Origin of the sequence: Nocardia sp. NPDC058499 (assembly GCF_042719915.1) — a bacterium.
Taxonomy (GTDB): domain Bacteria; phylum Actinomycetota; class Actinomycetes; order Mycobacteriales; family Mycobacteriaceae; genus Nocardia.
On the sequence record NZ_JBHXMZ010000003.1, the window covers coordinates 276,420 to 302,056 of the forward strand.

Consider the following 25,637-nt stretch of genomic DNA (forward strand, 5'->3'; position numbering starts at 1 on the left):
TCAGCGCGCGATACGTTCGATGATCGTCGCGTTGGCAGTGCCGCCACCCTCGCAGATGGTGAGCAGGCCGTAGCGGCCGTTGATCCGCTCCAGTTCGTTGAGTAGGGTCGCGAACAGCTTCGCCCCGGTCGCGCCGAGCGGGTGGCCGAGCGCGATCGCGCCGCCGTTGACGTTCACCTTCTCCGGATCGGCGCCGGTCTCCTTCAACCAGGCCAGCACCACCGGTGCGAAGGCCTCGTTGATCTCGATCGCGTCGATATCGTCGATGGTCAGGCCGGTCTTTTCCAGCGCGAACTTGGTCGCCGGGATGGGCGCGGTGAGCATGTAGAGCGGGTCGGCGCCGCGGGCGCTGACGTGGATGATGCGGGCGCGGGGGGTCAGACCGTATTCCTCGACCGCCCATTCCGAGGCCAGCAGGGTCGCGCTGGCGCCGTCGGAGATCTGCGAGGCCACCGCCGCCGTCAGCGGACTGCCCTCCTCCAGCGCCGGCAGCGACGCCATCTTCTCCAGGCTGGTTTCGCGCGGGCCCTGGTCGATCCAGAAGTCGCCCACCGGCACAATTTCGGAGTCGAACCGGCCGGCCTGGATGGCGGCGCGGGCCCGCTCATGGCTGCGCAGCGCCCACCGCTCCATATCCTCGCGGCTGATCCCCCACTTCTCGGCGATCATCTGCGCGCCGCGGAACTGGGACACTTCACCGGTGCCGTACCGGTGGTCCCAGCCTTTCGCGCCGACGAACGGGGAATCGAAACCGTATTCCTTACCGGCGAGCATGGCCGCGGAAATCGGGATGGCACTCATGTTCTGCACACCACCGGCCACGATCACCTCGGCGGTACCGCTCATGATCGCCTGCGCGCCGAAGTTGATCGCCTGCTGGCTGGACCCGCACTGCCGGTCCACCGTCACACCGGGCACTTCCTCGGGGTAACCGGCGGCCAGCCACATCGTCCGGCCGATATTGCCGGCCTGCGGGCCCACATTGTCGACGCAGCCGACGATCACATCGTCGACATTCGCCGGGTCGAGCGGGTTACGCGACAACAGGCCCTGCAGAGCGGCCGCCCCGAGATCGGCGGGATGGACCTCGGCCAGCGCGCCACCGCGCTTACCGACCGGGGTGCGCACCGCGTCGACCACATAGGCCTCGCGCAGCGGCGTGTAGGGGCGGCGGGCAGCTGTAGCCATAGGTTTTCTCCTAATCGGTATGGCCCGGCACGGTGAGCCCGTCGAGCACAATGGTGAGGTACTGCTTGGCGAGGGTTTCGACAGTGACCGATCCGCCGCCCGGCTGGTACCAGCGGACCGCCACCCAGACGGTGTCACGCAGGAAGCGGTAGGCCAGATCGATATCGAGTTCGGGGCGGAAACTGCCGTCGGCGACACCGCTGGTGAGTACGCGCCGCCACAGTTCCCGGAATTCGCGGTTGTATTCGTCGATATAGGCGAAGCGTTCGGAGGTTTGCAGCCGTTTGGCCTCGGACTGGTAGATGGCGACCGCCGCATGCGAGCGATCGATCGCTTCGTAGGAGGCCAGCACCAGCGCTTCCAGGGTGGCGCGGCAGCTCAGGCCCGCCTCGGCGATTTCGCGGTAGCGGCCGAACAGTTCGTCGAGAAATCCGCGCAGGATCTCGTCTACCATCCCCTCTTTCGAGGAGAAATGATGATAGAGGCTGCCGGAGAGGATCCCGGCGGCGTCGGCGATATCTCGCACCGTGGTCGCGCGCACGCCCCGTTCGGCGAACAGGTCGGCCGCCAAGTCGAGGAGTTCGGTTCGCCGGGCCGATTTGGTGGGGTCGGGTGCGGTCACCCGGCCATAATACAACCAAGCATTTGCTTGGGTCCATGGTAGTGGGAAACGAATCGGGCCCGGCGTTTCCGGCTCCCCCCTCACGTATCGGAGCCGGACCCACCGGGCCCGAAGCACGGAACAGGACTGCCGCACTGTTTTCCGATCTGGTTGGACGCGCAGATCCGCGAATCGGTTCCATCGAAGCGGTGCCGGGTACATTCCACCCATGACGCAGCCGTTTCCGCAGTGGCAGTGGGGATCACCGGACAGCGCCCTGTCCCGGGTGGCAGGCAGGTTCGCCGCCACGACCGCCGGTTCCTGGATGATTCGCAAGCTCACGCCGCTGGATCGCCGGGTGCTGGAACGCACCGGCGCGAAGTACACGGTGCTGGGCCCGGTCGGGGCACCGGTACTGCTGCTCACCACGACGGGCCGCAAATCGCGGCTACCCCGGACCCAGCCGCTGCTGTACGTCCACGACGGTGACACGTTGTACGTCGTCGGCAGCAATTTCGGGCAAGCCCACCATCCGGCCTGGACCGGCAACCTGCTGGCCGAGCCCGGCGCGACCGTAGCCGTCGCGGGTGAACGGATCCCGATTACCGCCACCCCCATCGACGGTGCGGCGAAAGAAGAGATATTCCAACGTTTCGTCGAACTGACCGGCGCTTATGCCGCCTACCGCGACCGGACGACCCGAGACCTGCGAGTCTTCGCGCTGACCCGAGCCTGAACAGCCGGTTGCGAAACTCGGTGCGGCGCCGGATCCAGGGTCACGTGCGCCGGCGGGCACAAGCCATGGGGATCGGCTCGGTCAGGCCGGCCGGTGGCGCACACCCCCGGCCGGCCCACGTGTCAGGCGCGCTGGCTGCTGACCGAGACCACCTCGCCGGTCAGGTAGGTGGTGTAATCGCTGGCCAGCATGGCGATGGTCGCGGCCACCTCCCACGGTTCGGCCGCACGGCCGAAGGCTTCGCGCTCGGACAGGCTGTCCAGTAGATCGCTGGAACTGACCTTGTCGAGGAACGCGTGCCGGGCGATACTCGGCGCCACCGCATTGATCCGGACCCCGAATTCGGCAGCTTCCACCGCACTGCACCGGGTCAGGGCCATCACGCCGGCCTTCGCGGCGGCATAGTGCGCCTGGCCGTACTGGGCGCGCCAGCCCAGCACACTCGCGTTGTTGACGATTACGCCACCGTGCTTCGCGTCCCGGAAGTAGTTGAGCGCAGCCCGGGTGCAGCGGAAGGTGCCGTTGAGGGTGATATCGAGGACCTTGTCCCACTGCTCGTCGGTCATATCGGCCACCGGCGTCTCCCCGCCGAGGCCCGCATTGTTGACGAAGATCTCAACCCCGCCCAGCGCCGCGGCGGCACCCCGGACGAGTTCGTCGACCTGCGTGGTGCTGGTCACATCACAGACGATCGCGTGCACCTTGCGATCGGCGAACTCCTCGGACAGTTCCGCGCGGGTCGCTTCCAGACGCCGTTCGTGCCAGTCGGAGACCACCACGTCCGCGCCCTCGTTGAGCAGCCGGCGGGCGGTGGCGGAGCCGATTCCGGTCCCGGCAGCCGCGGTCACCACGGCGCGACGGCCGGTGAGCAGTCCGTGGCCGGGGGTCTGCGCCGGCGCCACCGACAGCGGCCCGCTCACTGCCGGGCCTCGCGCGGCAGGCCGAGCACACGCTCGGAAATGATGTTGCGCTGCACTTCGTTCGAACCTCCGTAGATCGTATCGGCGCGGGTGAACAGATACAGCCGCTGCCATTCGTCGAGATCACCGTCGGCGGCGACCAGGCCGGCCGCGCCGCGCACCGCCATGGCGAGTTCGCCGAGACCGCGATGCCAATTCGCCCAGAGCAGTTTGCCGACCGAGGCCTGTCCCCCGTCGTCGGCGGTTTCGGCCATCGTGCGCATGGCGTGCGCACGCAGCACACGCAGGCCCACCCAGGCGTGATCGACCTGTTCCGCGAGCAGCGGATCGTCGAGGGCGCCCGATTCGCGGGCCAGTTCCTCGATGGCCGCCAGTTCGCGGGCGAAGCGGATCTGCTGCCCGAGGGTCGAGATACCGCGTTCGACATTGAGTGTGCCCATGGCGACGCGCCAGCCGTCACCGGGGTCGCCGACCACCAGATCGGCTTCGGTGCGGGCGTCGTCGAAGAACACCTCGTTGAACTCGGAGGTCCCGGTGAGCTGCACGATGGGCCGGACCTCGATACCCGGCTGGTTCATCGGGACCAGCAGGTAGGACAGCCCTTTGTGGCGTTTCGAGCCGGGTTCGGTGCGGCAGACCGCAAAGCACCAGTCGGCCACATGAGCCAGCGAGGTCCAGATCTTCTGGCCGTTGATCGACCAGTGATCGCCGTCGAGGCGGGCCGAGGTGGAGACCGCGGCCAGATCGGATCCGGCGCCCGGTTCGGAGTAGCCCTGGCACCACAGTTCACTGACGGTGCGGATACCCGGCAGGAACCGGTCGCGCTGGGCGTCGGTACCGAAGGCCAGCAGCGTCGGGCCGAGCAGTTCCTCACCCACATGTGAGACGCGGGCCGGCGCGTTCGCCTTGGCGTACTCCTCATGGAAGATGATCTGCTGGCCTACGCTCGCCGCCCGCCCGCCGTATTCGACCGGCCAGCCGAGGCAGGTCCAGCCCGCGGCGGCCAGGGCGCGGTCCCATTCCAGGCGTTCGTCGAATGCCTCGTGCTCGCGGCCGGGTCCGCCGAGGCCGCGCAACTCCCGGAATTCGCCGTCGAGTTTTTCGTCGAGCCAACCGCGTACCTGCGCGGCGAACTCGTTGTCGCTCAGCGCGGCCACGCTGGTCCGCTCGACAGCTTCACGCGGCGCAGCGGCCGATTCGGCCGTTTGCCGCCCGCCGTCGGGACCGGTACCGGATTCTGAGGTCTGGATAGCACCCACGCCGGTAGGATAACCTACCAAGCACTTGCTTTGTAGACTCCGTTCGAGACCGCGCGCACCGCACACGGCCGCACGACCATGAGGACACCCGTGACAACCCCTGCGCAAACCCCGCCGGTGGCACAGACCATCCCCGCGGCACTGCACGCCGCCGCCCAGACCTTCGGTTCGGCGCCCGCACTGGCCGACGGACCCGTCCGGCTCGACTGGACCCAACTGCTCACCGAGGTCCAGGACGTGGCCCGGGCCCTGCTCGCCCGCGGAATCCAGGTCGGCGACCGCGTGGCGATCTGGTCGCCCAACACCTGGCACTGGGTCGTTGCCGCACTCGGCGCGCACTACGCGGGCGCGACACTGATTCCGCTCAACACCCGTTACGTCGCCGACGAGGTCGTCGACGTGCTGCGCCGGGTGGACGCCAAGGCACTGTTCATCGCCGGCACGTTCCTGAAACGCGATCGCCTCGCCGAACTGCGCGCGGCCGCACCCGACCTGCAGATCGACACCGTCGTAGTGCTGCCCGTCGAAGGTGCGCAGGACCGGATCGAGGGCGCGCTGAACTGGTCCGACCTGCCCGAAACCGCCGCGGCGGTGAGCCGGGAGCAGGTGATCGAACGCGGGGAATCGATCGGCGCCGAGAATCTGTCCGACATCCTGTTCACCTCCGGCACCACCGGCCGCAGCAAGGGCGTACTGATCGCGCACCGGCAGACACTGTCGACCGCGCGCGCATGGGCCGAATGCGCCACGCTGAACAGCGCCGACAACTACCTGATCGTCAACCCGTTCTTCCACAGCTTCGGCTACAAGGCCGGGATCATCACCTGCCTGCTGACCGGCGCCACCATCGTGCCGCAGATCGTCTTCGATGTGCCGACCACCATGCGCCTGATCGATCAGGAGAAGATCACCGTTCTGCCCGGCCCGCCCACGATCTACCAGACCATTCTCGATTTCCCGGACCGCGGCGAATTCGATCTCAGCGGTTTGCGGGTGGCGGTCACCGGCGCGGCGCAGGTACCGGTCGCGCTGGTCGAGCGGATGCGCGCGGAACTCGATTTCGATGTGGTCCTCACCGCCTACGGGCTCTCCGAATCGTCGGGTTTCGGCACCATGTGCCGGGTCGACGACGATGCCGAAACCATTTCCGGGACCAGCGGCCGGCCCATTGCCGGATTCGAACTGAAGCTGGGCGACGCAGGGGAAATCCTGCTGCGCGGACCCAATGTGATGCTCGGGTACCTCGACGATCCGGAATCCACCGCCAACACCATCGACGCCGACGGATGGCTGCACACCGGTGATATCGGCGTGGTCGACGAACGCGGATACCTGAAGATCACCGACCGGCTCAAGGATATGTACCTCAGCGGCGGATTCAATGTGTATCCCGCCGAAATAGAGCAGGCCCTCGCCAAACTCGACGGTGTCGCCACCTCCGCGGTGATCGGGGTGCCCGACCACCGGATGGGCGAGGTGGGCAAGGCCTATATCGTCCGCACACCGGGCGCGACGCTCACGGAGGACCAGGTGTTCTCCTACGCCACCAAGGTGCTGGCCAATTTCAAGGTGCCGCGGTTCGTCGAATTCCGCGATGAACTGCCCTACAACGCCAGCGGCAAGGTGCTCAAACGTCAGTTACGTGAGGAGAATTCGTAATGTCGGAGAACATATCCCCGACCGGGAACGGGAGCATTCCCTACGAACCCGATGTGGTGACCTATGAGCGCCGGGGCGCCGTCGCGGTAGTCACCTTGAACCGGCCGGACTACCGCAACGCGCAGAACTCCGTGATGACCTACGCGATCGACGCCGCGTTCGAGCGCGCGGTGGAAGATCCCGAGGTCAAGGTCATCGTGCTGGCCGGAAACGGGAAACATTTCAGCGCCGGCCATGATCTGGGCACACCGGGTCGCGACCATCACGTCAAGTACCAGAACAAGGCCGCGCTCTGGTGGGACCATGTGGACCGCCCCGGCGGCGATCAGCGCTTCGCCCGGGAGATGGAGGTGTACCTGGGGATGTGCCGCCGCTGGCGGGAGATCCCCAAACCGACCATCGCCATGGTGCAGGGCGCCTGTATCGCGGGCGGCCTCATGCTGGCCTGGGTCTGCGATCTGATCATCGCCTCCGACGATGCCTTCTTCTCCGATCCGGTGGTGCGTATGGGCATTCCGGGTGTCGAATATTTCGCGCACCCGTGGGTGATGGGACCGCGTGCCGCGAAGGAATTCCTGTACACCGGCGATCGATTCGACGCCGCGCAGGCCAAGGAATGGGGCATGGTCAACCGAGTGGTGCCCCGGGCCGAACTGGAATCGGAAACCATGGCAATGGCCGAGAAGATCGCGGCCATGCCGCAGTTCGGGCTGGCGTTGACGAAGAAGGCGGTCAACCAGTCCGAGGACCTCATGGGTATGCGGGCCGGCATGGATTCGGTATTCGGCCTGCACCATTTCGCGCACGCCCACAACGCCGAGGTCGGCACCGACTCCCTCGGCGGGTTGACCGCCAAATCTATGAAAGCGCAGGCGACCACCGCCGCGGAGACGAACGACGGGAAAGCCTGAATGGATCTCGATCTCGACGAAAGCACCCGGGAATTCCAGCGGGAAGTCCGCGAATTCCTGGCCGCCAATGTCCCCGCCGAACCGCTGCCCTCGATGGACACGGCGGCAGGATTCGAAGCACACCGCGAATGGGAGCACACGCTGGCCGAGGCCCGCCTGTCGGTGGTCTCCTGGGCGCCCGAATACGGCGGCCGCGACGCATCGCTACTGGAATGGGTGCTGTTCGAACAGGAGTACTACGCGGCGGCCGCGCCGGGCCGGGTGAGCCAGAACGGTATCTTCCTGCTCGCCCCCACCCTGTTCGAGCACGGCACACCGGAACAGCTGGCACGGATCATGCCGCGGATGGCGCGCGGCGACGATATCTGGGCGCAGGCCTGGTCGGAGCCGGAAGCCGGTAGCGACCTGGCCGGTATCCGCTCCACCGCGCGTCGCACCGACAGCGGCTGGGTACTGAGCGGGCAGAAGACCTGGAGCTCGCGGGCGGCGTTCGCGGACTGGGCGTTCGGCCTTTTCCGCAGCGACCCCGAAGCCGAACGGCATCGCGGGCTCACCTACCTGATGTTCCCGCTCACCGCCGACGGTGTGACGGTCCGGCCGATCCCTCAGCTCGACGGCGAGCCCGGTTTCGCGGAAATCTTCCTCGACGATGTCTTCGTCCCGGACAGCGATGTGATCGGCGCCCCCAACGAGGGCTGGCGGGTCGCGATGAGTACCTCCAGCAACGAACGCGGCCTGTCGCTGCGCAGCCCCGGCCGGTTCAGCGCGACCGCGCAGCGGCTGGTCGACCTGTGGACCGAAACCGGCGATACCGGTACCGCGGCCCGCGATTCGGTGGTGGACGCCTGGATCGGCAGCGAGGCCTACCGTTTGCACACCTTCGGCACCGTCACCCGGTTGAACGAGGGCGGCAAACTCGGCGCGGAATCCTCGATCACCAAGGTGTTCTGGTCCGAACTCGATATCGCCATGCACGAAACCGCGCTCGACCTGCTCGGTGCCGGCGCCGAACAGGCGAGCCGCTGGACCGACGGCTATCTGTTCTCGCTGTCCGGCCCGATCTACGCCGGTACCAACGAAATCCAACGCAACATCATCGCCGAGCGGCTCCTCGGCCTACCACGAGGAGGCAGCCGATGAAATTCGCGCTCAGCCCGGAGCATCTGGACTTCGGTGCCAGTATCCGCAAACTCTTCGAATCCGGTTCGACTCCCGCCGCGGTGCGCGCGTGGAGCGGTGCGGATCCCGCACCGGGCCGCGGCCTGATCGAACAGCTCGCCGCCGCCGGCGCCCTGGGCCTGACCATCGCCGAGGATTTCGGCGGTCTCGGTGCCGAACCGCTCGACCAGCTGGTCGCTTTCATCGAGATCGGGCGGGCAGCGGCGCCCGGCCCGCTGGTGGAAACCGCCGCGGCCGTACCGGCGCTGCTGCAGGCGCTGGCCGAGACCGACCCGGCGCCCGCGCAACGCTGGCTGCCCGGGATCTCCGAGGGCACCCTGTCGGCCACTATCGCCTTCGGCGAGGCCACCGGCACCGCGGTCGCCGTGGACGCAGACCGCGCCGACCTCGTACTCCTGGCCCAGGGCGATCGCCTGTCGACGGGTCGAGTGGGCGAACACGTGCGGTCGGTGGATCCGGCCCGGCGCCTGTTCGTCGTCGAAGCCGACGAGACCATCGCCGAAGGACCGCAGGCCCGCACGGCCATCGCCGCGGGATTCGATTTCGGTGCGCTGGCCAATGCCGCGCAGCTGCTCGGCGCCGGTAAGGCGCTGCTCGACGCCTCGACCGAGTACGTCAAACAGCGCAAACAGTTCGGCCGGCCGATCGGTGAGTTCCAGGCGGTCAAACAGAAACTGGCCGATGTCTTCATCGGCCTCGATCTGGCCGAACCACTGCTGTACCGGGCCGCGCTCACCACCGATGGGCCGAATCGGGTCCGCGATATCTCCGCGGCGGCAGTGGCCGCTGCCGATGCCGCCTACCGGGCGGCGCGGGCCGCGCTGCAAGTGCACGGCGCGATCGGCTATACCGCCGAATACGACCTGTCGCTGTGGCTCACCCGGGTCACCGCCCTGCGCTCCGCCTGGGGCACCCCGGACCTGCATCGCGGCCGGGTCGCCGAAGCACTGCGCGCCACCGGAGCGGTGGATCCGTCGGGCGCGCTCACCTGAGAACACACGCACCCGGGCGGCGGCGGGGGCCGCACGGGTGCACTGCCGGAGCATCCGGCGCGCTCGTCCGATGCGCCCCCGGTAAACAGTGGCAACAACCGGACGTAGGCGCCTCGGCATCCGTCCGTCAGACCTACGGGAGAAGAGATGATCAGCGAGGAACAGCAGGAGCTGGTGTCGGCAGTCCGGGGACTGCTGGCCAAACGCGATGCGCGGGCGGGTATTCGCCAGGCCATGGACACCGACCTGGGCTACGACCCGCAACTGTGGGCGCAGCTGTGCGAACAGGTCGGGGTGGCGGCACTGGCGATCCCCGAGGAGTACGGCGGCTTCGGCGCCGGCCTCCCCGAATCCTTGCTGGTCGTCGGGGAAATCGGCCGCACCCTCGCCGATGTGCCGATGCTCGGTTCGGCGGTCCTGGGCGCACAGGCAGTACTGCTGTCCGGTGACAGCGAAGCCTGTGAGCGATTGCTGCCCGGTATCGCCGAGGGCAGCCGCACCCTCGCCGTCTGCTGGGCCGGTGCCGCGGGCTGGGACGAGTTCGGGGTACGGGCCGACGGGGAAACCCTGCACGGCACCGCGCACTACGTCCTCGACGGCACCATCGCCGACACCCTGATCGTGCTCACGGACAGCGGTCTGTTCGAAGTCGACCCGTCGGCTGCCGGGGTCGAGCGCCGACGGGTGGCGGCGATGGACCCGTCCCGGGCGCTCTCCGAGATCACCTTCACCGACACCGCGGCCCAGCGGCTCGGCACCGCCGACCCCGCCGCGGTCGCCGACCGGCTCCGGCAGATCGCGTGGGCGGCGCTGGCCGCCGAACAGGTCGGCGCGGCCGAATACTGCCTGGAGGCGACGGTGGAATACACCAAGTCGCGGGTGCAGTTCGGTCGGGTCATCGGCAGCTTCCAGGCGCTCAAGCACCGGATGGCCGATATGTATGTCCTGGCCGAATCCGCCAAATCGACCGCCCTGACCGCCGCCATCGCCCTGGCGGAGGAAAGCCCCACGGCGGCCGAGGATGTCTGGGTCGCCCGCCGTCAGTGCACCGAAGCGTTCTCCACGATCGCGGCCGAAACGATCCAGCTGCACGGCGGTATCGCCATCACCTGGGAGCACGACGCCCACCTGTACTTCAAACGCGCCCACGGCGACGCCCACCTCTTCGGTACTCCGAAGCGGCCGGTGGCCCACAGCTGACGGCCCCGTAATGGTGGTCCTCGGCGCTGGTAGGGCAGGGACTACCGTGGCGGATCGAAATCGTCGGCGATCGTCTCGTTCGTTTCGTCGGAATCCCAGTCGGTATCGAGGATGAGCGTTCCGCGAAGGGAACCTCTTGCGGTGCGGTGGATATCGACCGGCTCGGGACCGTTGCTCGGCAGTTCGACCTCCTCGGCCGGGAAGTTCGCTCAACACCATGACCGGCACACCGCGCGACCTGGTGCATATCAATTGGCAGCATGCCGAACTGGGGGCGGGCGAGCAACTGCGGGTCAAGGCGTATGCGGCCGGCGGAGATCGGCGCGGAAAAACGCGTTGCGCGGGCAGTGGCACCGTGGCAGTGTGTCGGGACAACAGCGAGTCGTGAGGGAGGTGGAGAACGTGACAGTCGGTCGGATTGTCATGCCGCGGCGGGCCGTGCCGGTCGGCGCCGCAGCGTTCTCCATCCCGAACCTCCCTCGCTGAACCCGGTCGGGTTCGGCGCCCGACGAAGGAATTTCTCCACCATGGTCGACTACGACCTGCTCATCCCCTACGGCTGGACCGAAAGCGTCGCCGAGGATTATCTGCCGCATCTCGATCCCGGATCCATCCCCGCGCGCATCGTGCGGATGGACCGCGGCGAATGTGAGGTGGTCACCCCGGACGGTCCCGCCCGTGCCACCTGCCCACGCGCCGACTCCGAGGTCAGCGGTCTGTGCACCGGCGACTGGGTGGTCCTCGACGCCCGGTCCCACGTCCGGACGCTGCTGCCACGACGTTCGGTGATCGCGCGCTCCTCGGCATCCGGAAGGTCCGAGCGCCAGGTCCTGGCCGCCAATGTCGATACCGTGCTGATCTGCACGGCCGCCGACGGCGATGTGGATCTGGGGCGGATCGAACGAATGCTGGCCCTGGTCTGGGAGGGCGGCGCCCAACCGGTCGTCGCGCTCACCAAAGCCGATGCGGCGGACAACGTGCCGCTCGACGAGGTCCGCGCAGTGGCTCCGGGCGCTACGGTGCTGGCCGTCAGCGCAGAAACCGGCGCCGGTCTCGACGTGCTCGCCGCCGTACTCGACGGCACCGTCGCACTGCTCGGGCCGTCCGGCGCCGGGAAATCCACGCTCGCCAACGCCCTGCTGGGCGCGGATATCTTCGCCACGAATCAGGTGCGCGGCGCCGACAAGAAGGGCCGGCACACCACGGTGCACCGGGAACTGCGCCCACTCCCGGGCGGCGGCACACTCATCGACACTCCCGGCCTCCGAGGCGTGGGTGTTTGGGACGCCGCCGAAGGAATCGGCCGGACCTTCAGCGATATCGAGGAACTGGCCCGCGATTGCCGTTTCGACGATTGCGCACACGACCGCGAACCGGGCTGCGCAGTCCGCGATGCTGTCGACTCCGGCATCCTCACCCCGCGCCGCCTGCACAGCTACCGCAAGCTCGCACGGGAGAACGCCTGGTTGCAGGCCCGCTCCGATAAACGGCTGCAGGCCGAACGCGACCAGGCCTGGCGCAGTATCACCAAACAGCAGCGTCGCATGTACCGGGAACGCGGCACCCGCTGACCCTGGATCGCCGAAGGTGACCGTGTCGGGCGGCGGTCACGCGGAGCATCTCGCGTGACCGCCGCTCTGGGGCTCGTCGCGCAACGGCGCCGACGGATCGAGCAACCAACCTCGGATTCGGACCGAGCGCCCAGGAGACCAGCGGCCCGTAGCCGGAACCGACCACGCGACGAGCGCTGCACCGAAAAGCCGGGTCAGCGGATGCGCATGATGCCGGTGATGGTGCCCTGCCAGAGCTCGCCGTTCGTTGTTGTCAGGCCGGCCATCTGGAGGGTGTCGGCGACGATCGTGGCCGACATCGGTTGTTTGGCGGTGACCTCACCGGTGGCGGGGTCGATAACGCCGTAGGCATAGCCATCCAGAGGGGTGGTCAGGCCGAGACCGAGCCGGAGGACGGTGTAGATATTGCCGTCGGCGGCGGACAGTTTCGGTACCGCGGCGCTGCGGACATCGTTTTCCCACACGGTGTGACAGCCCTGGTCGTCGATATCGACGCGCGTCATCCCGCCCGAGAACGGCGCGATGGCGGGTTCGGCGGGGCCGGCGTCTTCAGGGACTGTCGGATACGGGTAGCCGTAGGTGCTCGCCACGAACACCGAGCGGCCGATACCGATGGGGGAATTCTCGCTGCCGGGGCCGCCTTCGGTGAGTACCGGCTGGTTGCAGACGAGTTCGCCGGTGCCGGCGCGGTAGACCAGCAGATGGACCTGGTCGGCGGCGTTGTCGACGATCGTGAGGTACTCGGTGCCGTCGCCGGGACCGAAGTAGGTGGGTGTCGAGCCGGTCCCCCAGCTGAGCTGGCCCGGTTTCCGGGCCGGGCCGCGATCGTAGGCGGCGCGCCACTTCGGCTTCGGCGCAGCGGATCCGCCGGCCGCGAATTCGTACAGTGCGTGGGTGGTTGCGACGGCCACACCGTCCGGTGACGCCGAAATGCTGTTCGCCACTCGCTCGCCGGCCGGCAGCTGATGAGTGGTCACCGCACCGTTACGCCCGACCTTGCCGACCAGTCCCCCGCCGGTGGCGAACCAGACGTTGCCCGACCAGTCCGGTACGAGACCGGTGACCGCGTCACCCTCCGGTATCACCGCGGTCAGGTCGGTGTTCTCGGCTACTGTCAGCCCCCATTTACCCGAGGCGTCGCGATTATGCGCGATCCGTAGCAGCCGCCGCTCTCCGTCGACGACAACCAAGCGGTTCTCGTTGTCGAGATAGGCGTACACGCCGCCCAGCAGGCTGCCCTTGGTGAGACTCATCTTCGCGGCCGCCGGCCCGATAGGCCCTTTCGCGGGATCGAACAGATAGACAGTCGGTGCGCGGTCGATGATTGCCGTGCACAGCGCGACGATCATTCCGTCCGACCCTTGCAGAATCGTGGGGCAGGCCGCCGCCATCGTGTCACCGGCGGGCACCACCCAGTCCGTGCCCGGCCCGGCGAGGGGGGTCACGTCCGAGGAGCCGGCGTCGCCGTGCATGGTTGCGGTACCGAGCGGGCCGAGATGTGGATTCGCCGGACCCAGTGGACCCCAGTTCGGTGCGGCACTCGACGGTACCGCGGTCAGTGCGAGCGCGGCGGCGAGCACCGGCAGCGCTCGCACGGCGGAACGGGCTATACGCATGGCGGCATATTAATGAAACCCGTTCTAGTTCGGGCGCAATCGAGCTATCTCGTTCCCGCCCGGTCAGAAGCGTGCAGGCACCGCCGGACCGTTACTCCGGGACGTGCAGAACGCCCTCGTCGACGGCCCATTTGATAGTTTTCTGCAACCGTTCGCAGGTGTCCGGGCGACCCGGACCGCGCCCTTTGGCGCTGATCTCGGCGAAGACCGGGCACTGGGACGCCGGATCCCCGGTCCATTGCACGGAGGTCTGCCGGGAACTGCTCTTACGAACCAGCACCTCGGTATGGCAGGCCTGACACCGCAACGGTGTCAGGCCTTCCTCCAGGTACCGTTCCCGGTCCACGACCGTCTGGGCCCGCACCGCGTCCCGCCGCGCGGGCTGGTCGGCGAAGTCGGGTGCTTTCGCCCAGCTGGGCATGTCAGACTCCCGCCTCCGCTTGGTCGGCGTCCGCCGCCGCCTCTTCTTCGCGCTTACGCCGCAGATTCTCCTCGACCTCGGCCTCCCACGCCTCGTTCGCCCTGGTCGTATCGACCTCGAACTCGAAGCGCTGAGTCATCTTCTCGGTCACGTCGGCGACATCGACGTAGAACTGGTCGTACCAGCGCCGCAGCTGGTAGACCGGGCCGTCTTCCTCGGTGAGCAGCGGGTTGTCGACCTTGGATTTGTGCTTCCAGATCTCCACGTCCTGCAGGAAACCGTCGCCGAAGAAATCGGCCATCGTCACCGCCAGTTTCTGCGCGGTGGCGTCGTCGAGGCCCTTCGGCTTCTCGACGGTCAGACCCCACTGCAGCATGAACGAATCCTGCGATACCGGGTAGTGGCAGTTGATCAGGTTGACCGTGATCTCGTAGCCCCCGTAGCTGTTGACCAACGGGTTGACCATGTACGACGGCCCGAAGTACGAGGCCTCCGATTTCAGGAGCTGATCACCGGCGTACTTGGCACCCATCCCGACGTCGGGACGCCCCTTGGTCTCCAGGAACTGAGTGGCGACGTGGCCCTCGAAAACGTTCTTGAAGTAGGTGGGGAAGGCGTAGTGGATATAGAAGAAGTGCGCCATATCCACCACGTTGTCGATGATCTCGCGGCAGTTCGCGCCCTCGATCAGCAACGAGTTCCAGGTCCACTGCGTCCAGCCGCTGTCGAGTTCCTCCACCGGGTTGCCGTCGGTATCGGTGTAGGGGCCCTCGATGTAGGGGATGGTGACCTCGGGCGGCGGTTCGTTGCCCTCGTGGTCGTGCCAGACGAAGAGCTGACCGTTGCGCTCCAGCGTGGTCCAGCGCCGCGTCCGGGCCAGCGGCGGAACCCGCCGGGCGTAGGGAATCGACGTGCATTTGCCGTTCGCGCCCCACCGCCAGTCGTGGAACGGGCAGGCGATATCGTCGCCCTTCACCTCGCCCATACTCAGATCTCCGCCCATATGGCGGCAGAACGCGTCGAGTACGTGTAATTCGCCGGCGCTGTCGGCCCAGATCACCAGTTTGGTGCCGAATGCCTGCACCGAATGCGGTTTGCCGTCCCGGAAATTCTGCGCCAGGCCCAGGCAATGCCATCCGCGCGCGTACCGGGTGGGGGTCGAACCGACGTCGAGCTCCCGCACCTTCGCACCACCGCTTGCCGGGGTTACTGCCATCGCGATTCCTCCTCCTGCTGTACTAGAACACGTTACAAAACTGGCGCCTCGAACGCCAGCCTATTCGCATCACTTCCAGCACAAGTCCCATTTCGGCAGCACACAGACACCGGTTCTCGACATGAACAAGAACCTGTTCTAGTCTCAGAGGTAAATTCTGCGCCGAGCAGATAACTACCGGTTAGCAAAACGACCAGGCAGGAGCAGGGCCGGAGATGACGCGAGAAGTGACCGAACGGGTCGAAGCGCTATTGCCCACGCTGCGCGCCCGCGCACAGGAAGCCGAAGACCTTCGGCAGATTCCCGACGAATCGATCAAGGACCTGCAGGAAGCCGGGTTCTTCCGGCTGTTGCAGCCCAAGCAGTGGGGCGGACTGGCGGCCGACCCGGTCGTCTTCTACGACACGGTCCGCAAGATCGCCAGCGCCTGCGGTTCCACCGGCTGGGTGGCCGGGATCATCGGCGTGCACAACTGGCATCTGGCCCTCTTCGGCCAGGAAGCCCAGGAAGAGGTGTGGGGCGAGGACACCGATGTGCGGATCTCCTCCTCCTACGCGCCGATGGGTGCGGGCACCGTGGTCGACGGCGGATACCAGGTCAGCGGATCCTGGGCCTGGTCGTCGGGTTCGGGTCACGCCGACTGGACCTTCGTCGGCGGACCGGTGATCAAGAACGGCAAACCGGTCGATTTCGGCAGCTTCCTGATCCCGCGCTCGGAATACGAGATCGACGATGTCTGGAACGTGGTCGGCCTGCGCGGCACCGGATCCAACACCCTCGTGGTGAAGGACGTTTTCGTGCCCACGCACCGGTTCCTGAGCTACAAGACCATGAACGACCTGACGTCGCCGGGTCTGGAACGCAACACCGACCCGGTCTACAAGATGCCGTGGGGCACCATCCACCCCACCACCATCTCCGCGCCGATCGTCGGTATGGCCTACGGCGCCTACGAGGCGCATGTCGAGCACCAGGGCAAGCGCGTCCGCGCGGCCTACGCCGGCGAGAAGGCCAAGGAGGATCCGTTCACCAAGGTGCGGATCGCCGAGGCGTCCAGCGATATCGACGCCGCGTGGCGGCAGCTGTCGGGCAATGTGGCCGACGAATACGCGCTGCTGCTCGAAGGTAAGGAAATCCCGTTCGACCTGCGGGTCCGCGCCCGGCGCGACCAGGTCCGCGCGACCGGCCGGGCCATCGCCTCGATCGATAAACTGTTCGAGAGCTCCGGCGCAACCGCCCTGGTCAACGGGACTCCGCTGCAGCGGTTCTGGCGTGACGCGCATGCCGGCCGGGTACACGCCTCCAACGATCCGGAGCGCGCGTACCTCATGTACGGCACCCACGAGTTCGGTCTGCCGGTTTCGGACGGGATGGTGTGATGACCTCGACCGCCGAACTCACCTACGAGTCCACCTCGAAGTTCGCGCAGGTCCGGCCGGATCTGAAACTGCATTATCACGAGGCCGGGGTCGGCAACGGCCCCACCATCGTGCTGCTGCACGGCGGCGGGCCGGGGGCTTCGTCGTGGTCGAACTTCTCCCGCAATATCCCGGTGCTGGCTCGCGATTTCCATGTGATCGCGGTGGACCAGCCCGGATACGGGCAGTCCGACAAGCCCACCGAACATCCGCAGTACTTCGTGCACAGCGCGTCGGCACTGAAGGATCTGCTGGACACCCTGGAGATCACCGATCGGGTTCACCTGCTGGGCAATTCACTCGGCGGCGGGGCGTCGGTGCGGTTCGCACTCGACTATCCCGACCGGGCCGGGAAGCTGGTCCTGATGGGCCCCGGCGGCCTGAGCACGAACCTGTTCGCGCCCGACCCGACCGAGGGCGTGCGACTGCTGTCGAAGTTCACCTATGAGCCGACGCGGGAAAATATCGAGGCCTTCCTGCGGATCATGGTCTTCGACCAGGCGCTGGTCACCGACGAACTGATCGATGAGCGTTTCGAATCGGCCAGGAAGCCGGAATCGATCGCGGCGATGCGGGCCATGGGCAAATCGTTCGCCAGTGCCGATTTCGAGAAGGGCATGCTCTGGCGTGATGCCTACAAGCTGCGTCAGCCGACACTGCTCATCTGGGGTCGCGAGGATCGGGTGAACCCGCTCGACGGTGCGCTGGTGGCGTTGAAGTCGGTTCCGCGCGCCCAGTTGCACGTGTTCGGGGGTTGCGGGCATTGGGCGCAGCTCGAGAAGTTCGCGGAATTCAACCGGCTTGCCACCGATTTCCTGCTCGGCGTCAAGGAGAAATGACAATGAGTATCAAGGCACTCGGCTATATGCGTATCGAAGCCACCGATATGGCGGCTTGGCGCGAGTACGGGCTGAAAGTGCTCGGCATGATGGAAGGTTCCGGCGCGAACCCCGATGCGCTCTACCTGCGCATGGACGATTTCGCCGCGCGCCTGGTGATCGTGCCCGGTGAGCAGGACCGGCTGCTGGTCTCCGGCTGGGAGGTCACCGACGGTCCCGCGTTGCAGCGGCTCCGGGAAACCCTCGAAAAGGAGGGCATCCCCTACACCGAGGGCACCAAGGAAGAGCTGGACGAACGCCGCGTAGAGGGCATGATCCGGTTCCAGGATCCCTCCGACAACACCCTCGAGGCGTTCTACGGTGCGCAGTACCTCGGCCGCCGGTTCGTCAGCCCCTACGGCCACAAGTTCGTCACCGCGGAGCAGGGCCTCGGACACGTGGTCCTGACCTGCACCGACGATGCAGCCGCGCAGGCGTTCTATCAGGACGTCCTCGGTTTCCGGCTGCGGGACTCCATGCGGTTGCCGCCGCAGTTGGTGGGTCGCCCGGAGGACGGGGACCCGGCCTGGCTGCGGTTCTACGGCTGCAACCCCCGCCACCACGCGCTGGCGTTCATGCCGCTGCCCAACCCGACCGGCATCGTGCATCTCATGGTCGAGGTGGAGAACTCCGACGATGTCGGCCTCTGCCTGGATCGCGCGCAGCGCAAGAAGGTGAAGATGTCGGCGACCCTGGGCCGTCATATCAACGACAAGATGCTGTCGTTCTATATGAAGACACCCGGCGGCTTCGACGTCGAATTCGGTTGTGAAGGACTGGAAGTCGACGACCACAGCTGGATTGCCCGCGAATCCACCGCGGTGAGCCTGTGGGGACACGACTTCTCCGTGGGATTCAAGTGATCTACGGCCGGCCCGGTGCGATACTCGCCCCGGGCCGGCCGCAATCCGGCGGTCCGCCCGCCGGCAGCTTTCGTGAACCAGCAAGGACGGTATGAACGTGACGGCATCAGCGGATCCGGCGGACGGCGCCTCCGAAGCGGCAGCCCTGCCCACCATCGACCCACGGCAGTTCCGCAATACCATCGGGCAGTTCTGCACCGGTATCACGGTGATCACCACATTCACCGACGACAACACCCCGGTCGGTTTCGCCTGCCAGTCCTTCGCATCGCTGTCCCTCGACCCGCCGCTGGTCCTGTTCTGCCCGACCAAGGGCTCACGTTCCTGGGCCGCGATCGAGGCCAACGGCCGGTTCTGCGCCAACGTCCTGGCCGAGGAGCAGCAACCGGTCTGCGCGAAATTCGGGTCCCGCGAACCGGACAAGTTCGCCGGAACCGATTGGCACACGTCCGAACTCGGCCTCCCCCGGCTCGACCACTCGCTGGCCACCATCGAATGCGAGGTGGACCGCGTGGTGGACGGCGGCGACCACTACATCGTCATCGGCCGGGTGCTGGCCATGACGGAAACCGCCGCGACGGCGAACGGCCGCCCGCTGCTGTTCTACCGCGGCCAGTACACCGCTATCGAACCGGAGAAGACCACCCCGGCCCCCTGGCGCGCCGACCTGGACGATTTCCTCACCACCACCACCCTGGACACCTGGCTCTAGTTCCGGCGACCGAGCCACTGCACCGACTGGCCGGTGACGGCCGCCACGCAGTCGAAGTCACCGTCGCGGTGCAGAAGCGTCAGCCCACGAAGTTCGGCGGTTGCCGCGATCACCAGGTCGACCGGGCCCGCGCTGCGATGTTCACCTCGGGCGGTCAGCAAGCCCTGCACCTCCCAGGCCCTGGCATACGCCCGGTCGTCCACCGGTTCCCACCCGAATAGGGTTCGCATCTCCTGAATCAACCGCTCACGGTCGGCCGCCGACCGAGCGCTGTAGAAAAATTCGAGTTCAGTGATCGGACAGACGGCGATAAGCCCGGCAGCGGCCGCGCCGAACCAGCTTGCCGCCGCCGCATCACGGCCGATCAGCGGTACCAGTGCACTGGTATCGATAAGGAACTCGGCCGCACTCACCGCCGGTAGTTTCGCTTGTCTTCGAACAGCGAAAGATCGAAAGCACCGTCGGCGGCGGCATCTTGCAGACGCGTCAAGGCCATTGCGCGCCTTCGCGTCTCCAGGACATCGCGTAGTGCAGCGTTGACGGTCTCTTTCTTCGTGCCCGTTCCGAGGGCTTTCGACACCTCGACGAGTAGCTCGTCATCGAGATCTATCACAGTCCTGGCCATATCCGCCTCCAAGATATCAATCTGAGCATCAATGATATCATTCAATATACATAACGTGACGGCGGAGTACCGCTGGACTCTTGCTCTGGCGATAGCGACCGAGAGGTGCTGGACCGCAGAGCGTTCACGAAATCTCGCGATGTTCGGCCGCGGCCAGCAAGGTCGCCGCCGCGGCGCGGGCGTGCCGCGCTGCGTGCGGACCGTCGCCCTGCACGGCAGCCGTGGCCATAGCGCCGTTGGCGAGAATCATCAGCTGGTCGGCCAGCTGGGCGGGATAGGAGCATGCGGTGACGAGTTCGGTCAGGTAATCACGCATCGCGAGTTTGTGCCGGCGGGCGATCCGGCCGACATCGTCGGAGGTACCACCCAGTTCGCCGACGGTGTTGATGAACAGGCACCCCCGGAACCCGGGTTCGGCGAACCATTCGAGCAGATAGTCGAATACGGCGAGGATCCGCTCGCCCGGTGTATCGGCCCGCGCCTCCACATATTCGGTGATCGCCGTGCGCACATCACGGTCGCGCTGTTCCAGTACCGCACACACCAGAGCGGATTTGGAAGGGAAGAGCCGGTAAAGCCGTTTCAGCGGTAGCTTCGCGGCGTCGCGGATGCTGTCCATTCCGACTGCCTGCACCCCGCGCTCGTTGAACAGCCGATCGGCGGCGGCGAGCACCTGCGCTGCTTCGGATTCGTCCGCCACAGTGACCTCCTTGCGTTGAGAACCATCGTTCTCCTAGACTACTCACGCCGGTGAGAACGTCCGTTCTCACCGAGGCTCCCAAGGAGACAACAATGAGTTCCGGCACCACGACCAAGACCGCAGTACTCGTACTGAGCGACCCGAACGGCGGCGACGAAGCCCTCGGCCGCATGTTCAACGCCCTCGCCGCCGCCTACGACTTCGACCAAGCCGGCGGCGAGGTCCGGGTGCAGTTCCAGGGCGCGGGCACCCGCTGGCCCGAGCTGCTGGAATCACCGGACCACCCCGCCTACGACGTCTACCAGGCAGTACGGCACACCATCGCCGGCATCTCCTGTGGCTGCAGCGATCTCTTCGGCGGCGGGGACGGCGCCCGGGCCGGCGGCCTCGAGCTGATCAAGGACAACCCCCTGCCGGGGACATCCGGTGTGGCCAGCCTGCGCATCCTCGTCGACAACGGATACTCGATCCTGGCGTTCTGACCATGCAGCATTTCTTTGCGCTCACATTCGGAGCGGACGAGCAGAGGCACCAGCGCCGCAAAGGCTCATACGATCGCTACGAACACGCGCGTTCCGCCGCGCCCGGGCCGGCCGGCCTGGGCGCGGCGGAGGCCGAGTTCCTGCAGCGCCGTGACAGTTTCTACATCGCGTCCACCGGCAGCAACGGCTGGCCCTACGTACAGCATCGCGGCGGCGCACCCGGTTTCGTGAAAGTCACCGGGCCGGCACAGTTGACCTGGGCGGAAAGCACCGGCAACCGTCAGTACATCACCGCCGGTCACCTCGATCACGACGACCGGGTCGCCATCATCGCGGTGGACTATCCGAACCGAAAGCGACTCAAACTACTCGGCCACGCCCGGTTCGACCCGGACCCGGCACCCGAATTACTCGACCGACTCGGAGCCACCGGCCGGCTCGAAGGCATCCTGACGGTCGATGTGGTGGCCTTCGACTGGAACTGCCCCAAGTTCATCACCCCGCGATTCACCGTCGACGAAATGCGGGCCGCTACCGAACCACTACGAGAACGAATCAGCCAACTCGAGACGGCGCTCGCCGCACAGCAGGCCGCACCGTCGTAACCGGTCCACACCATGAAAGGTCGTCATGACCGACACCCGACCACCGTTACCTCCGTTCACCGCGGAAACCGCGCTCCAGAAGGTCCGAGCTGCCGAGGCCGCCTGGAATACCCGCGACCCCCAGCGCGTGGCCCTGGCCTATACCTCGGACTCTGTCTGGCGCAACCGCGATCAGTTCGTCACCGGACGAGACGAGATCGTCGCGTTCCTCACCGCCAAATGGGAGCGCGAGCTGGAATACGCACTCCGCAAGAGTTTGTGGAGCTTCGGCGACAACCGCATCGCGGTCCGCTTCCAATACGAATGGCACGACACCGCGGGCCGCTGGTGGCGCAGCTACGGCAATGAACTGTGGGAGTTCGACGAGCACGGCCTGATGCGGCGCCGGGAGGCAAGTATCAACGATGTCGCGATGGCCGAAGCCGACCGCAGGATCCACGGTCCGCGCACCGAGCACGAGGGCGACATTCCGCTCGAGTAGATGCGCCGCTGCACTACGACGTGGCCGCGGCAGCATCGGGCCGACCGACGCTTCGGGTAGTCCCCGCCGGAACAGCGGACCGCGTGGGCCGGCGGCACATCGAACAGATGCTGCCGAACGCGTTCCCCACGGACCGACGCCACCGAACCACGAGGTCGAGCACCGGCCTGCCGGTACGCGGCGGCCGGATCGGTGTATCGGCGCGGTGGGTGCCGCGGTCATCACCGTGCGGTAGCGAACTCCGCGCCCGCCCGCTCGATCACCTCGTCGAGCACCTCCCGGGATCGGACGAGGTCGGCGATCATCCGGTTGATCCGGTCCCGCTCTACTTCCAGCTCGGTCACGAGCTCGGGTGTGGCGTGCTCGCCGGCGCCGCCGTCGGTATCGCGCATGCAGGGCAGGATCTGCACGATCTTCTTACTGCACAGCCCTGCCGCGAACAACTCCTGGATGTAGATCACCCGGTCCACCGCCGGTTCCGGGTAGTCGCGGTGACCGCCCGGTGTGCGGTCGGCCGTCAGCAGCATCTGCTCCTCGTAGTAGCGCAGTGAACGTTCACTGACTCCGGTCCGCCGCGCCAGCTCGCCGATTCGCATTCTCACCTCGCCGTTCCTCATTCGGACTTGAACCTCACATTGATGTGAAGTCTTACCGTCCAGACATGACAACCACAGCAACCGGCCGTCTATTCACTCCGGCCCGTCTCGGTGAACTCGAACTGTCGCATCGGCTCGTGATGGCGCCGCTCACGCGCAACCGCGCGGCCGCGGACGGCACACCAACCGGCCTGATGGCGACCTACTACGCCCAGCGCGCCACGGCCGGGCTGATCATCGCCGAGGCCGCCACCCCGAATCCGGTCGGTCAGACCTACCCGAACATCCCCGGTATCCACCGCGCAGAGCATGTCGCGGGCTGGCGGCAGGTCACCGAGGCCGTACAGCAGGGAGGCGGCCGGATGTTCCTGCAACTGCAGCACGGTGGCCGGGTCGGGCATCCCGACAACAGTGGGCTGACACCCGTCGCTCCCTCGCCGATCGCACTGCCCGAAACGATTCACACCCCGAACGGCCGCCGGGAAGCCGTAGTCCCGGAGGAGTTGACCGTCGACGATATCCAGCGGACGGTCGCCGATTTCGTGGCCGCCGCGCGCAATGCGGTTGTCGCCGGTTTCGCCGGGGTCGAGGTACACAGCGCGAACGGTTATCTGCTGCATCAATTCCTGGCCTCGAACACCAACCGGCGCACCGACGCCTACGGCGGCACGGCCGCGAACCGGATCCGGTTCACGGTCGAGGTCGTCGAAGCGGTCGCGGCCGCCATCGGCGCGCACCGCGTCGGGTTGCGCATCTCCCCGGCGAACCCTGTCAACGGGATCGAAGAAGACGACACAGCCGTCCTCTATCCAGCTCTCGCCACCGCACTCGCCGACCGAGGACTCGCCTACCTGCACATAGTCCGGTCCGACCCGGCCGACCCGCTGCTCCGCCGGCTCCGCGACGGCTGGTCCGGAACCCTCATCGCCAATCCCGCGAATTCGGGCGATTCCCGCGATCCGGCAGCGATCGTTTCCGAGGCCGAAGCCCTGCTCGCCGCCGGCGCCGACTTCATCGCCCTCGGCCGCGCCTTCTTGACCACCCCGGACCTGATCCGACGTCTGCGTATCGGCGCACCGCTGAACGAAATACGCGAGGGCGGGCTGATGTATGTGGGCGGAGCGGAGGGCTATATCGACTATCCGGCGCTGCCGGATATCGCGGCCTGATGCCGGGCATCGCGGCCTCGGTCGGAGGGCACGCGGCCGGAGCGAACGGCCCCGCGAATACAACCGAAGTGGCGTTCAGTCCGCCGAGCCCGACAAGGTCGGGTCGGTCGGAGAATTCGGCGAATCCTCGACGGGCTGGCGGAGGACCGTCCGCAGCTTCTCCGGCGCGACCTTGCGGAAATCGCTCAGGTAGATCTCGTGGTGCCTGCCGGCCATCCACAGTCCGTTGTCCGGAATGAACTCGTTGTGCATCCGCGCGAGCAGCGCCGCCTCGTCGTCGAAGGAGCCGATATGCAAGGTCTGCACACAACGTCCTTCGGACAATGTCTCCAGCCGTACGTCGTCCAGGCGGGCCGGGCGGTTCTTCGCCTCGGCCTGCTCGACGGCGGCCGCGAACATCTCCCGGTCGGTCCAGTCCGGGACCATGATCATCAGCGTCCAATTCCACCTGGATTTATCCCGCACCGCCGTGAAGAAATCCATATCGTCGGCCCACCACAGCCCCTCCAGCGGCATCACCACGTAATCGCGGCCGAGGTCGCGTTTACTGGCGAACTTCAGCTTGTAGGCCACCGGGTACAGGGCTTCGACCGCCGCGGTGAACACGGGTGAGGTGTTCGGATCCCCGTGGCCGTCGATCATGAGGTACTGCATATCGGGTACCTCCACGATCCGGAACCGGTCGCGTTTCGCCTGGTAGGCGTCGAGGGTCTTCTTGAAGTCGGTTTTGCCCGTCATCGGGCACCGCGGGCGGAACCGACCCGGGGGTAGCGATCGCTGTCCAGCGGTTGACCCGGTTCCCGGTCGGGCACCGGGTCGTAATAGGTCATTCCCGGAATCGGGCGGTAGATCGCCGCCGCGTCCATGTACACCGTCGCCAGCGAGATCCGGGCGGTATCGGTGGTATTGGCTCCGGCGCGATGGATGAGCCGTGAACTGTGGAAGGTGCAGTCGCCGGCCCGGATCGGCACGGTGACCTGCGGCCACCAGCGGGCTTCGGGAGCGGCCGCGAACGGGTCCTCGAACTGCGGAACCGTGCCCTCCGGCCACTGGTGCGATCCGGGTACGAAGGTCATACATCCGCGCTCGACGGGCACATCGACGAGCGCCACCCAGGCCGTAAGAGTTACCGGAGCGGCATCGAGCGGGAAGGCGGGGTCATCGGTGTGCAACGGCGTCGGCGCGCTACCGGAGGTTCCTTTGCGGAGCAGCTCGGATTTGTAGAGCCGCAGCGGCCGGCCCGCCAGGCGTTCCGCGATACCGGTGATTCCCGGATGTAATGCCAAGCGCCGCATCGGTTCGCTGACCCGCTCGGGCTCGACCACCCAGTCCATCACGTTCCCGTCCTCGGCATCCCAGGCAACCGTGCGCTGCCGGTCCAACTGGGTCCGAGCGTCGGCGAGGAACTCGGTCAGCTCGTCGGGGTCGAGGACATTGCGCACATGGAGATAGCCGTCGCGGCGGTAGCGGTCGACGAGGTCGTCGGAAAACAGAGGGGCGGGCGCGGTTTCTGCGGTATCCGTCACGAACACCAAGGTAGCGGCTCTTCCGGTCAGTTCTCGACCTCAATAACGAAAGAACCACAGTGGCAGTCGACCATGGGTCAACCGGTGGAGCCTCGGCGGCCGATCCACTGCAC

Annotated in this window: 29 protein-coding genes; 16 read left to right on the forward strand and 13 right to left on the reverse strand. The window is 66.8% G+C overall.

What is annotated here, in order from left to right; all coding sequences use genetic code 11:
* Together ACFWPH_RS11435 and ACFWPH_RS11440 are read right to left on the reverse strand one after the other, a co-directional pair.
* Complete coding sequence (locus ACFWPH_RS11435) at positions 1-1,155, reverse strand: acetyl-CoA C-acetyltransferase (protein WP_378750660.1); 1,155 nt, start codon at positions 1,153-1,155, stop codon at positions 1-3.
* Between the two features lie 43 nt (positions 1,156-1,198).
* Positions 1,199-1,810, reverse strand: a complete 612-nt coding sequence (locus tag ACFWPH_RS11440; RefSeq protein ID WP_378749974.1) for a TetR/AcrR family transcriptional regulator — start codon at positions 1,808-1,810, stop codon at positions 1,199-1,201.
* 208 nt (positions 1,811-2,018) lie between these two features.
* On the opposite strand from ACFWPH_RS11440, the gene ACFWPH_RS11445 reads away from it, so the two are divergent.
* On the forward strand, positions 2,019-2,525 hold the full coding sequence (locus tag ACFWPH_RS11445) for a nitroreductase family deazaflavin-dependent oxidoreductase (protein WP_378749976.1): 507 nt from the start codon (positions 2,019-2,021) through the stop codon (positions 2,523-2,525).
* A gap of 122 nt (positions 2,526-2,647) precedes the next feature.
* On the opposite strand, the gene ACFWPH_RS11450 is transcribed toward ACFWPH_RS11445, so the two are convergent.
* Both ACFWPH_RS11450 and ACFWPH_RS11455 read right to left on the reverse strand, forming a co-directional pair.
* Positions 2,648-3,445: an SDR family oxidoreductase gene (locus tag ACFWPH_RS11450; protein ID WP_378749978.1), complete on the reverse strand. Its 798-nt coding sequence runs from the start codon at positions 3,443-3,445 to the stop codon at positions 2,648-2,650.
* Positions 3,442-4,602, reverse strand: a complete 1,161-nt coding sequence (locus ACFWPH_RS11455; protein WP_378750662.1) for an acyl-CoA dehydrogenase family protein — start codon at positions 4,600-4,602, stop codon at positions 3,442-3,444. The genes ACFWPH_RS11450 and ACFWPH_RS11455 overlap by 4 nt, the downstream gene beginning before the upstream one ends.
* Positions 4,603-4,782: 180 nt before the next feature.
* On the opposite strand from ACFWPH_RS11455, the gene ACFWPH_RS11460 reads away from it, so the two are divergent.
* The 7 genes from ACFWPH_RS11460 to rsgA all read left to right on the forward strand — a co-directional run bounded on the left by ACFWPH_RS11460 (position 4,783) and on the right by rsgA (position 12,216).
* The gene (locus ACFWPH_RS11460) at positions 4,783-6,363 is read left to right on the forward strand and encodes a FadD3 family acyl-CoA ligase (protein ID WP_378749980.1); all 1,581 of its coding nucleotides are present in this window, start codon (positions 4,783-4,785) and stop codon (positions 6,361-6,363) included.
* Positions 6,363-7,274 carry an enoyl-CoA hydratase gene (locus tag ACFWPH_RS11465; RefSeq protein WP_378749982.1) on the forward strand — a complete coding sequence of 304 codons (912 nt, stop codon included), beginning with the start codon at positions 6,363-6,365 and terminating at the stop codon, positions 7,272-7,274. Before ACFWPH_RS11460 ends, ACFWPH_RS11465 begins: the two co-directional genes overlap by 1 nt.
* On the forward strand, positions 7,275-8,414 hold the full coding sequence (locus ACFWPH_RS11470; protein ID WP_378749984.1) for an acyl-CoA dehydrogenase family protein: 1,140 nt from the start codon (positions 7,275-7,277) through the stop codon (positions 8,412-8,414).
* The gene (locus ACFWPH_RS11475; RefSeq protein WP_378749986.1) at positions 8,411-9,445 is read left to right on the forward strand and encodes an acyl-CoA dehydrogenase family protein; all 1,035 of its coding nucleotides are present in this window, start codon (positions 8,411-8,413) and stop codon (positions 9,443-9,445) included. Before ACFWPH_RS11470 ends, ACFWPH_RS11475 begins: the two co-directional genes overlap by 4 nt.
* Before the next feature lie 147 nt (positions 9,446-9,592).
* The gene (locus ACFWPH_RS11480) at positions 9,593-10,645 is read left to right on the forward strand and encodes an acyl-CoA dehydrogenase family protein (protein WP_378749988.1); all 1,053 of its coding nucleotides are present in this window, start codon (positions 9,593-9,595) and stop codon (positions 10,643-10,645) included.
* A 217-nt stretch (positions 10,646-10,862) separates the two neighbouring features.
* Positions 10,863-11,033 carry a hypothetical protein gene (locus ACFWPH_RS11485; RefSeq protein ID WP_378749990.1) on the forward strand — a complete coding sequence of 57 codons (171 nt, stop codon included), beginning with the start codon at positions 10,863-10,865 and terminating at the stop codon, positions 11,031-11,033.
* Positions 11,034-11,172: 139 nt separating this feature from the next.
* Positions 11,173-12,216: a ribosome small subunit-dependent GTPase A gene (rsgA, locus tag ACFWPH_RS11490; RefSeq protein WP_378749992.1), complete on the forward strand. Its 1,044-nt coding sequence runs from the start codon at positions 11,173-11,175 to the stop codon at positions 12,214-12,216.
* Between the two features lie 194 nt (positions 12,217-12,410).
* Here rsgA and ACFWPH_RS11495 read toward each other — a convergent pair whose 3' ends face one another.
* The 3 genes from ACFWPH_RS11495 to ACFWPH_RS11505 all read right to left on the reverse strand — a co-directional run bounded on the left by ACFWPH_RS11495 (position 12,411) and on the right by ACFWPH_RS11505 (position 15,469).
* Entirely contained in the window at positions 12,411-13,832 is a 1,422-nt protein-coding gene (locus ACFWPH_RS11495) for a hypothetical protein (RefSeq protein WP_378749994.1), read from the reverse strand.
* 91 nt (positions 13,833-13,923) lie between these two features.
* The gene (locus ACFWPH_RS11500; protein ID WP_378749996.1) at positions 13,924-14,253 is read right to left on the reverse strand and encodes a hypothetical protein; all 330 of its coding nucleotides are present in this window, start codon (positions 14,251-14,253) and stop codon (positions 13,924-13,926) included.
* A 1-nt stretch (position 14,254) separates the two neighbouring features.
* Entirely contained in the window at positions 14,255-15,469 is a 1,215-nt protein-coding gene (locus tag ACFWPH_RS11505; protein ID WP_378749998.1) for a Rieske 2Fe-2S domain-containing protein, read from the reverse strand.
* Positions 15,470-15,684: 215 nt separating this feature from the next.
* Here ACFWPH_RS11505 and hsaA point away from each other — a divergent pair, with 215 nt between their 5' ends.
* The 4 genes from hsaA to hsaB all read left to right on the forward strand — a co-directional run bounded on the left by hsaA (position 15,685) and on the right by hsaB (position 19,340).
* Positions 15,685-16,848: a 3-hydroxy-9,10-secoandrosta-1,3,5(10)-triene-9,17-dione monooxygenase oxygenase subunit gene (gene hsaA / locus ACFWPH_RS11510; RefSeq protein ID WP_378750000.1), complete on the forward strand. Its 1,164-nt coding sequence runs from the start codon at positions 15,685-15,687 to the stop codon at positions 16,846-16,848.
* Complete coding sequence (gene hsaD, locus ACFWPH_RS11515; protein WP_378750002.1) at positions 16,848-17,726, forward strand: 4,5:9,10-diseco-3-hydroxy-5,9,17-trioxoandrosta-1(10),2-diene-4-oate hydrolase; 879 nt, start codon at positions 16,848-16,850, stop codon at positions 17,724-17,726. The genes hsaA and hsaD overlap by 1 nt, the downstream gene beginning before the upstream one ends.
* A 2-nt stretch (positions 17,727-17,728) precedes the next feature.
* Complete coding sequence (hsaC, locus tag ACFWPH_RS11520) at positions 17,729-18,628, forward strand: iron-dependent extradiol dioxygenase HsaC (RefSeq protein WP_378750004.1); 900 nt, start codon at positions 17,729-17,731, stop codon at positions 18,626-18,628.
* 91 nt (positions 18,629-18,719) lie between these two features.
* Positions 18,720-19,340: a 3-hydroxy-9,10-secoandrosta-1,3,5(10)-triene-9,17-dione monooxygenase reductase subunit gene (hsaB, locus tag ACFWPH_RS11525; protein ID WP_378750006.1), complete on the forward strand. Its 621-nt coding sequence runs from the start codon at positions 18,720-18,722 to the stop codon at positions 19,338-19,340.
* On the opposite strand, the gene ACFWPH_RS11530 is transcribed toward hsaB, so the two are convergent.
* The 3 genes from ACFWPH_RS11530 to ACFWPH_RS11540 form a co-directional block, all read right to left on the reverse strand.
* Entirely contained in the window at positions 19,337-19,753 is a 417-nt protein-coding gene (locus ACFWPH_RS11530; RefSeq protein WP_378750008.1) for a PIN domain nuclease, read from the reverse strand. The two genes, hsaB and ACFWPH_RS11530, sit on opposite strands and share 4 nt — an antisense overlap.
* The gene (locus ACFWPH_RS11535; protein ID WP_378750010.1) at positions 19,750-19,965 is read right to left on the reverse strand and encodes a type II toxin-antitoxin system VapB family antitoxin; all 216 of its coding nucleotides are present in this window, start codon (positions 19,963-19,965) and stop codon (positions 19,750-19,752) included. The genes ACFWPH_RS11530 and ACFWPH_RS11535 overlap by 4 nt, the downstream gene beginning before the upstream one ends.
* Before the next feature lie 124 nt (positions 19,966-20,089).
* Complete coding sequence (locus ACFWPH_RS11540; protein WP_378750012.1) at positions 20,090-20,665, reverse strand: TetR/AcrR family transcriptional regulator; 576 nt, start codon at positions 20,663-20,665, stop codon at positions 20,090-20,092.
* A 92-nt stretch (positions 20,666-20,757) separates the two neighbouring features.
* Between ACFWPH_RS11540 and ACFWPH_RS11545 the strand changes: the two genes are divergently transcribed.
* The 3 genes from ACFWPH_RS11545 to ACFWPH_RS11555 are packed head-to-tail and all read left to right on the forward strand — an operon-like array spanning position 20,758 to position 22,233.
* Positions 20,758-21,147: a hypothetical protein gene (locus ACFWPH_RS11545; RefSeq protein ID WP_378750014.1), complete on the forward strand. Its 390-nt coding sequence runs from the start codon at positions 20,758-20,760 to the stop codon at positions 21,145-21,147.
* A gap of 2 nt (positions 21,148-21,149) precedes the next feature.
* Positions 21,150-21,752, forward strand: coding sequence for a pyridoxamine 5'-phosphate oxidase family protein (locus tag ACFWPH_RS11550; RefSeq protein ID WP_378750016.1), 603 nt, complete (start codon positions 21,150-21,152; stop codon positions 21,750-21,752).
* Positions 21,753-21,777: 25 nt separating this feature from the next.
* Complete coding sequence (locus ACFWPH_RS11555; protein ID WP_378750018.1) at positions 21,778-22,233, forward strand: nuclear transport factor 2 family protein; 456 nt, start codon at positions 21,778-21,780, stop codon at positions 22,231-22,233.
* Between the two features lie 221 nt (positions 22,234-22,454).
* Here the strand turns inward: ACFWPH_RS11555 and ACFWPH_RS11560 are convergent, their stop codons facing one another.
* On the reverse strand, positions 22,455-22,829 hold the full coding sequence (locus ACFWPH_RS11560) for a MerR family transcriptional regulator (RefSeq protein WP_378750664.1): 375 nt from the start codon (positions 22,827-22,829) through the stop codon (positions 22,455-22,457).
* 65 nt (positions 22,830-22,894) lie between these two features.
* Here ACFWPH_RS11560 and ACFWPH_RS11565 point away from each other — a divergent pair, with 65 nt between their 5' ends.
* Positions 22,895-23,998: an alkene reductase gene (locus ACFWPH_RS11565; RefSeq protein WP_378750020.1), complete on the forward strand. Its 1,104-nt coding sequence runs from the start codon at positions 22,895-22,897 to the stop codon at positions 23,996-23,998.
* A gap of 75 nt (positions 23,999-24,073) precedes the next feature.
* Here ACFWPH_RS11565 and ACFWPH_RS11570 read toward each other — a convergent pair whose 3' ends face one another.
* Positions 24,074-24,736 (reverse strand): GyrI-like domain-containing protein, encoded by a 663-nt coding sequence (locus tag ACFWPH_RS11570; protein WP_378750022.1) that lies wholly within the window; start codon positions 24,734-24,736, stop codon positions 24,074-24,076.
* A complete protein-coding gene (locus ACFWPH_RS11575) occupies positions 24,733-25,524 on the reverse strand; it encodes a phytanoyl-CoA dioxygenase family protein (RefSeq protein ID WP_378750024.1) in 792 nt (263 codons plus the stop codon). The genes ACFWPH_RS11570 and ACFWPH_RS11575 overlap by 4 nt, the downstream gene beginning before the upstream one ends.
* Between the last annotated feature and the right edge of the window lie 113 nt (positions 25,525-25,637).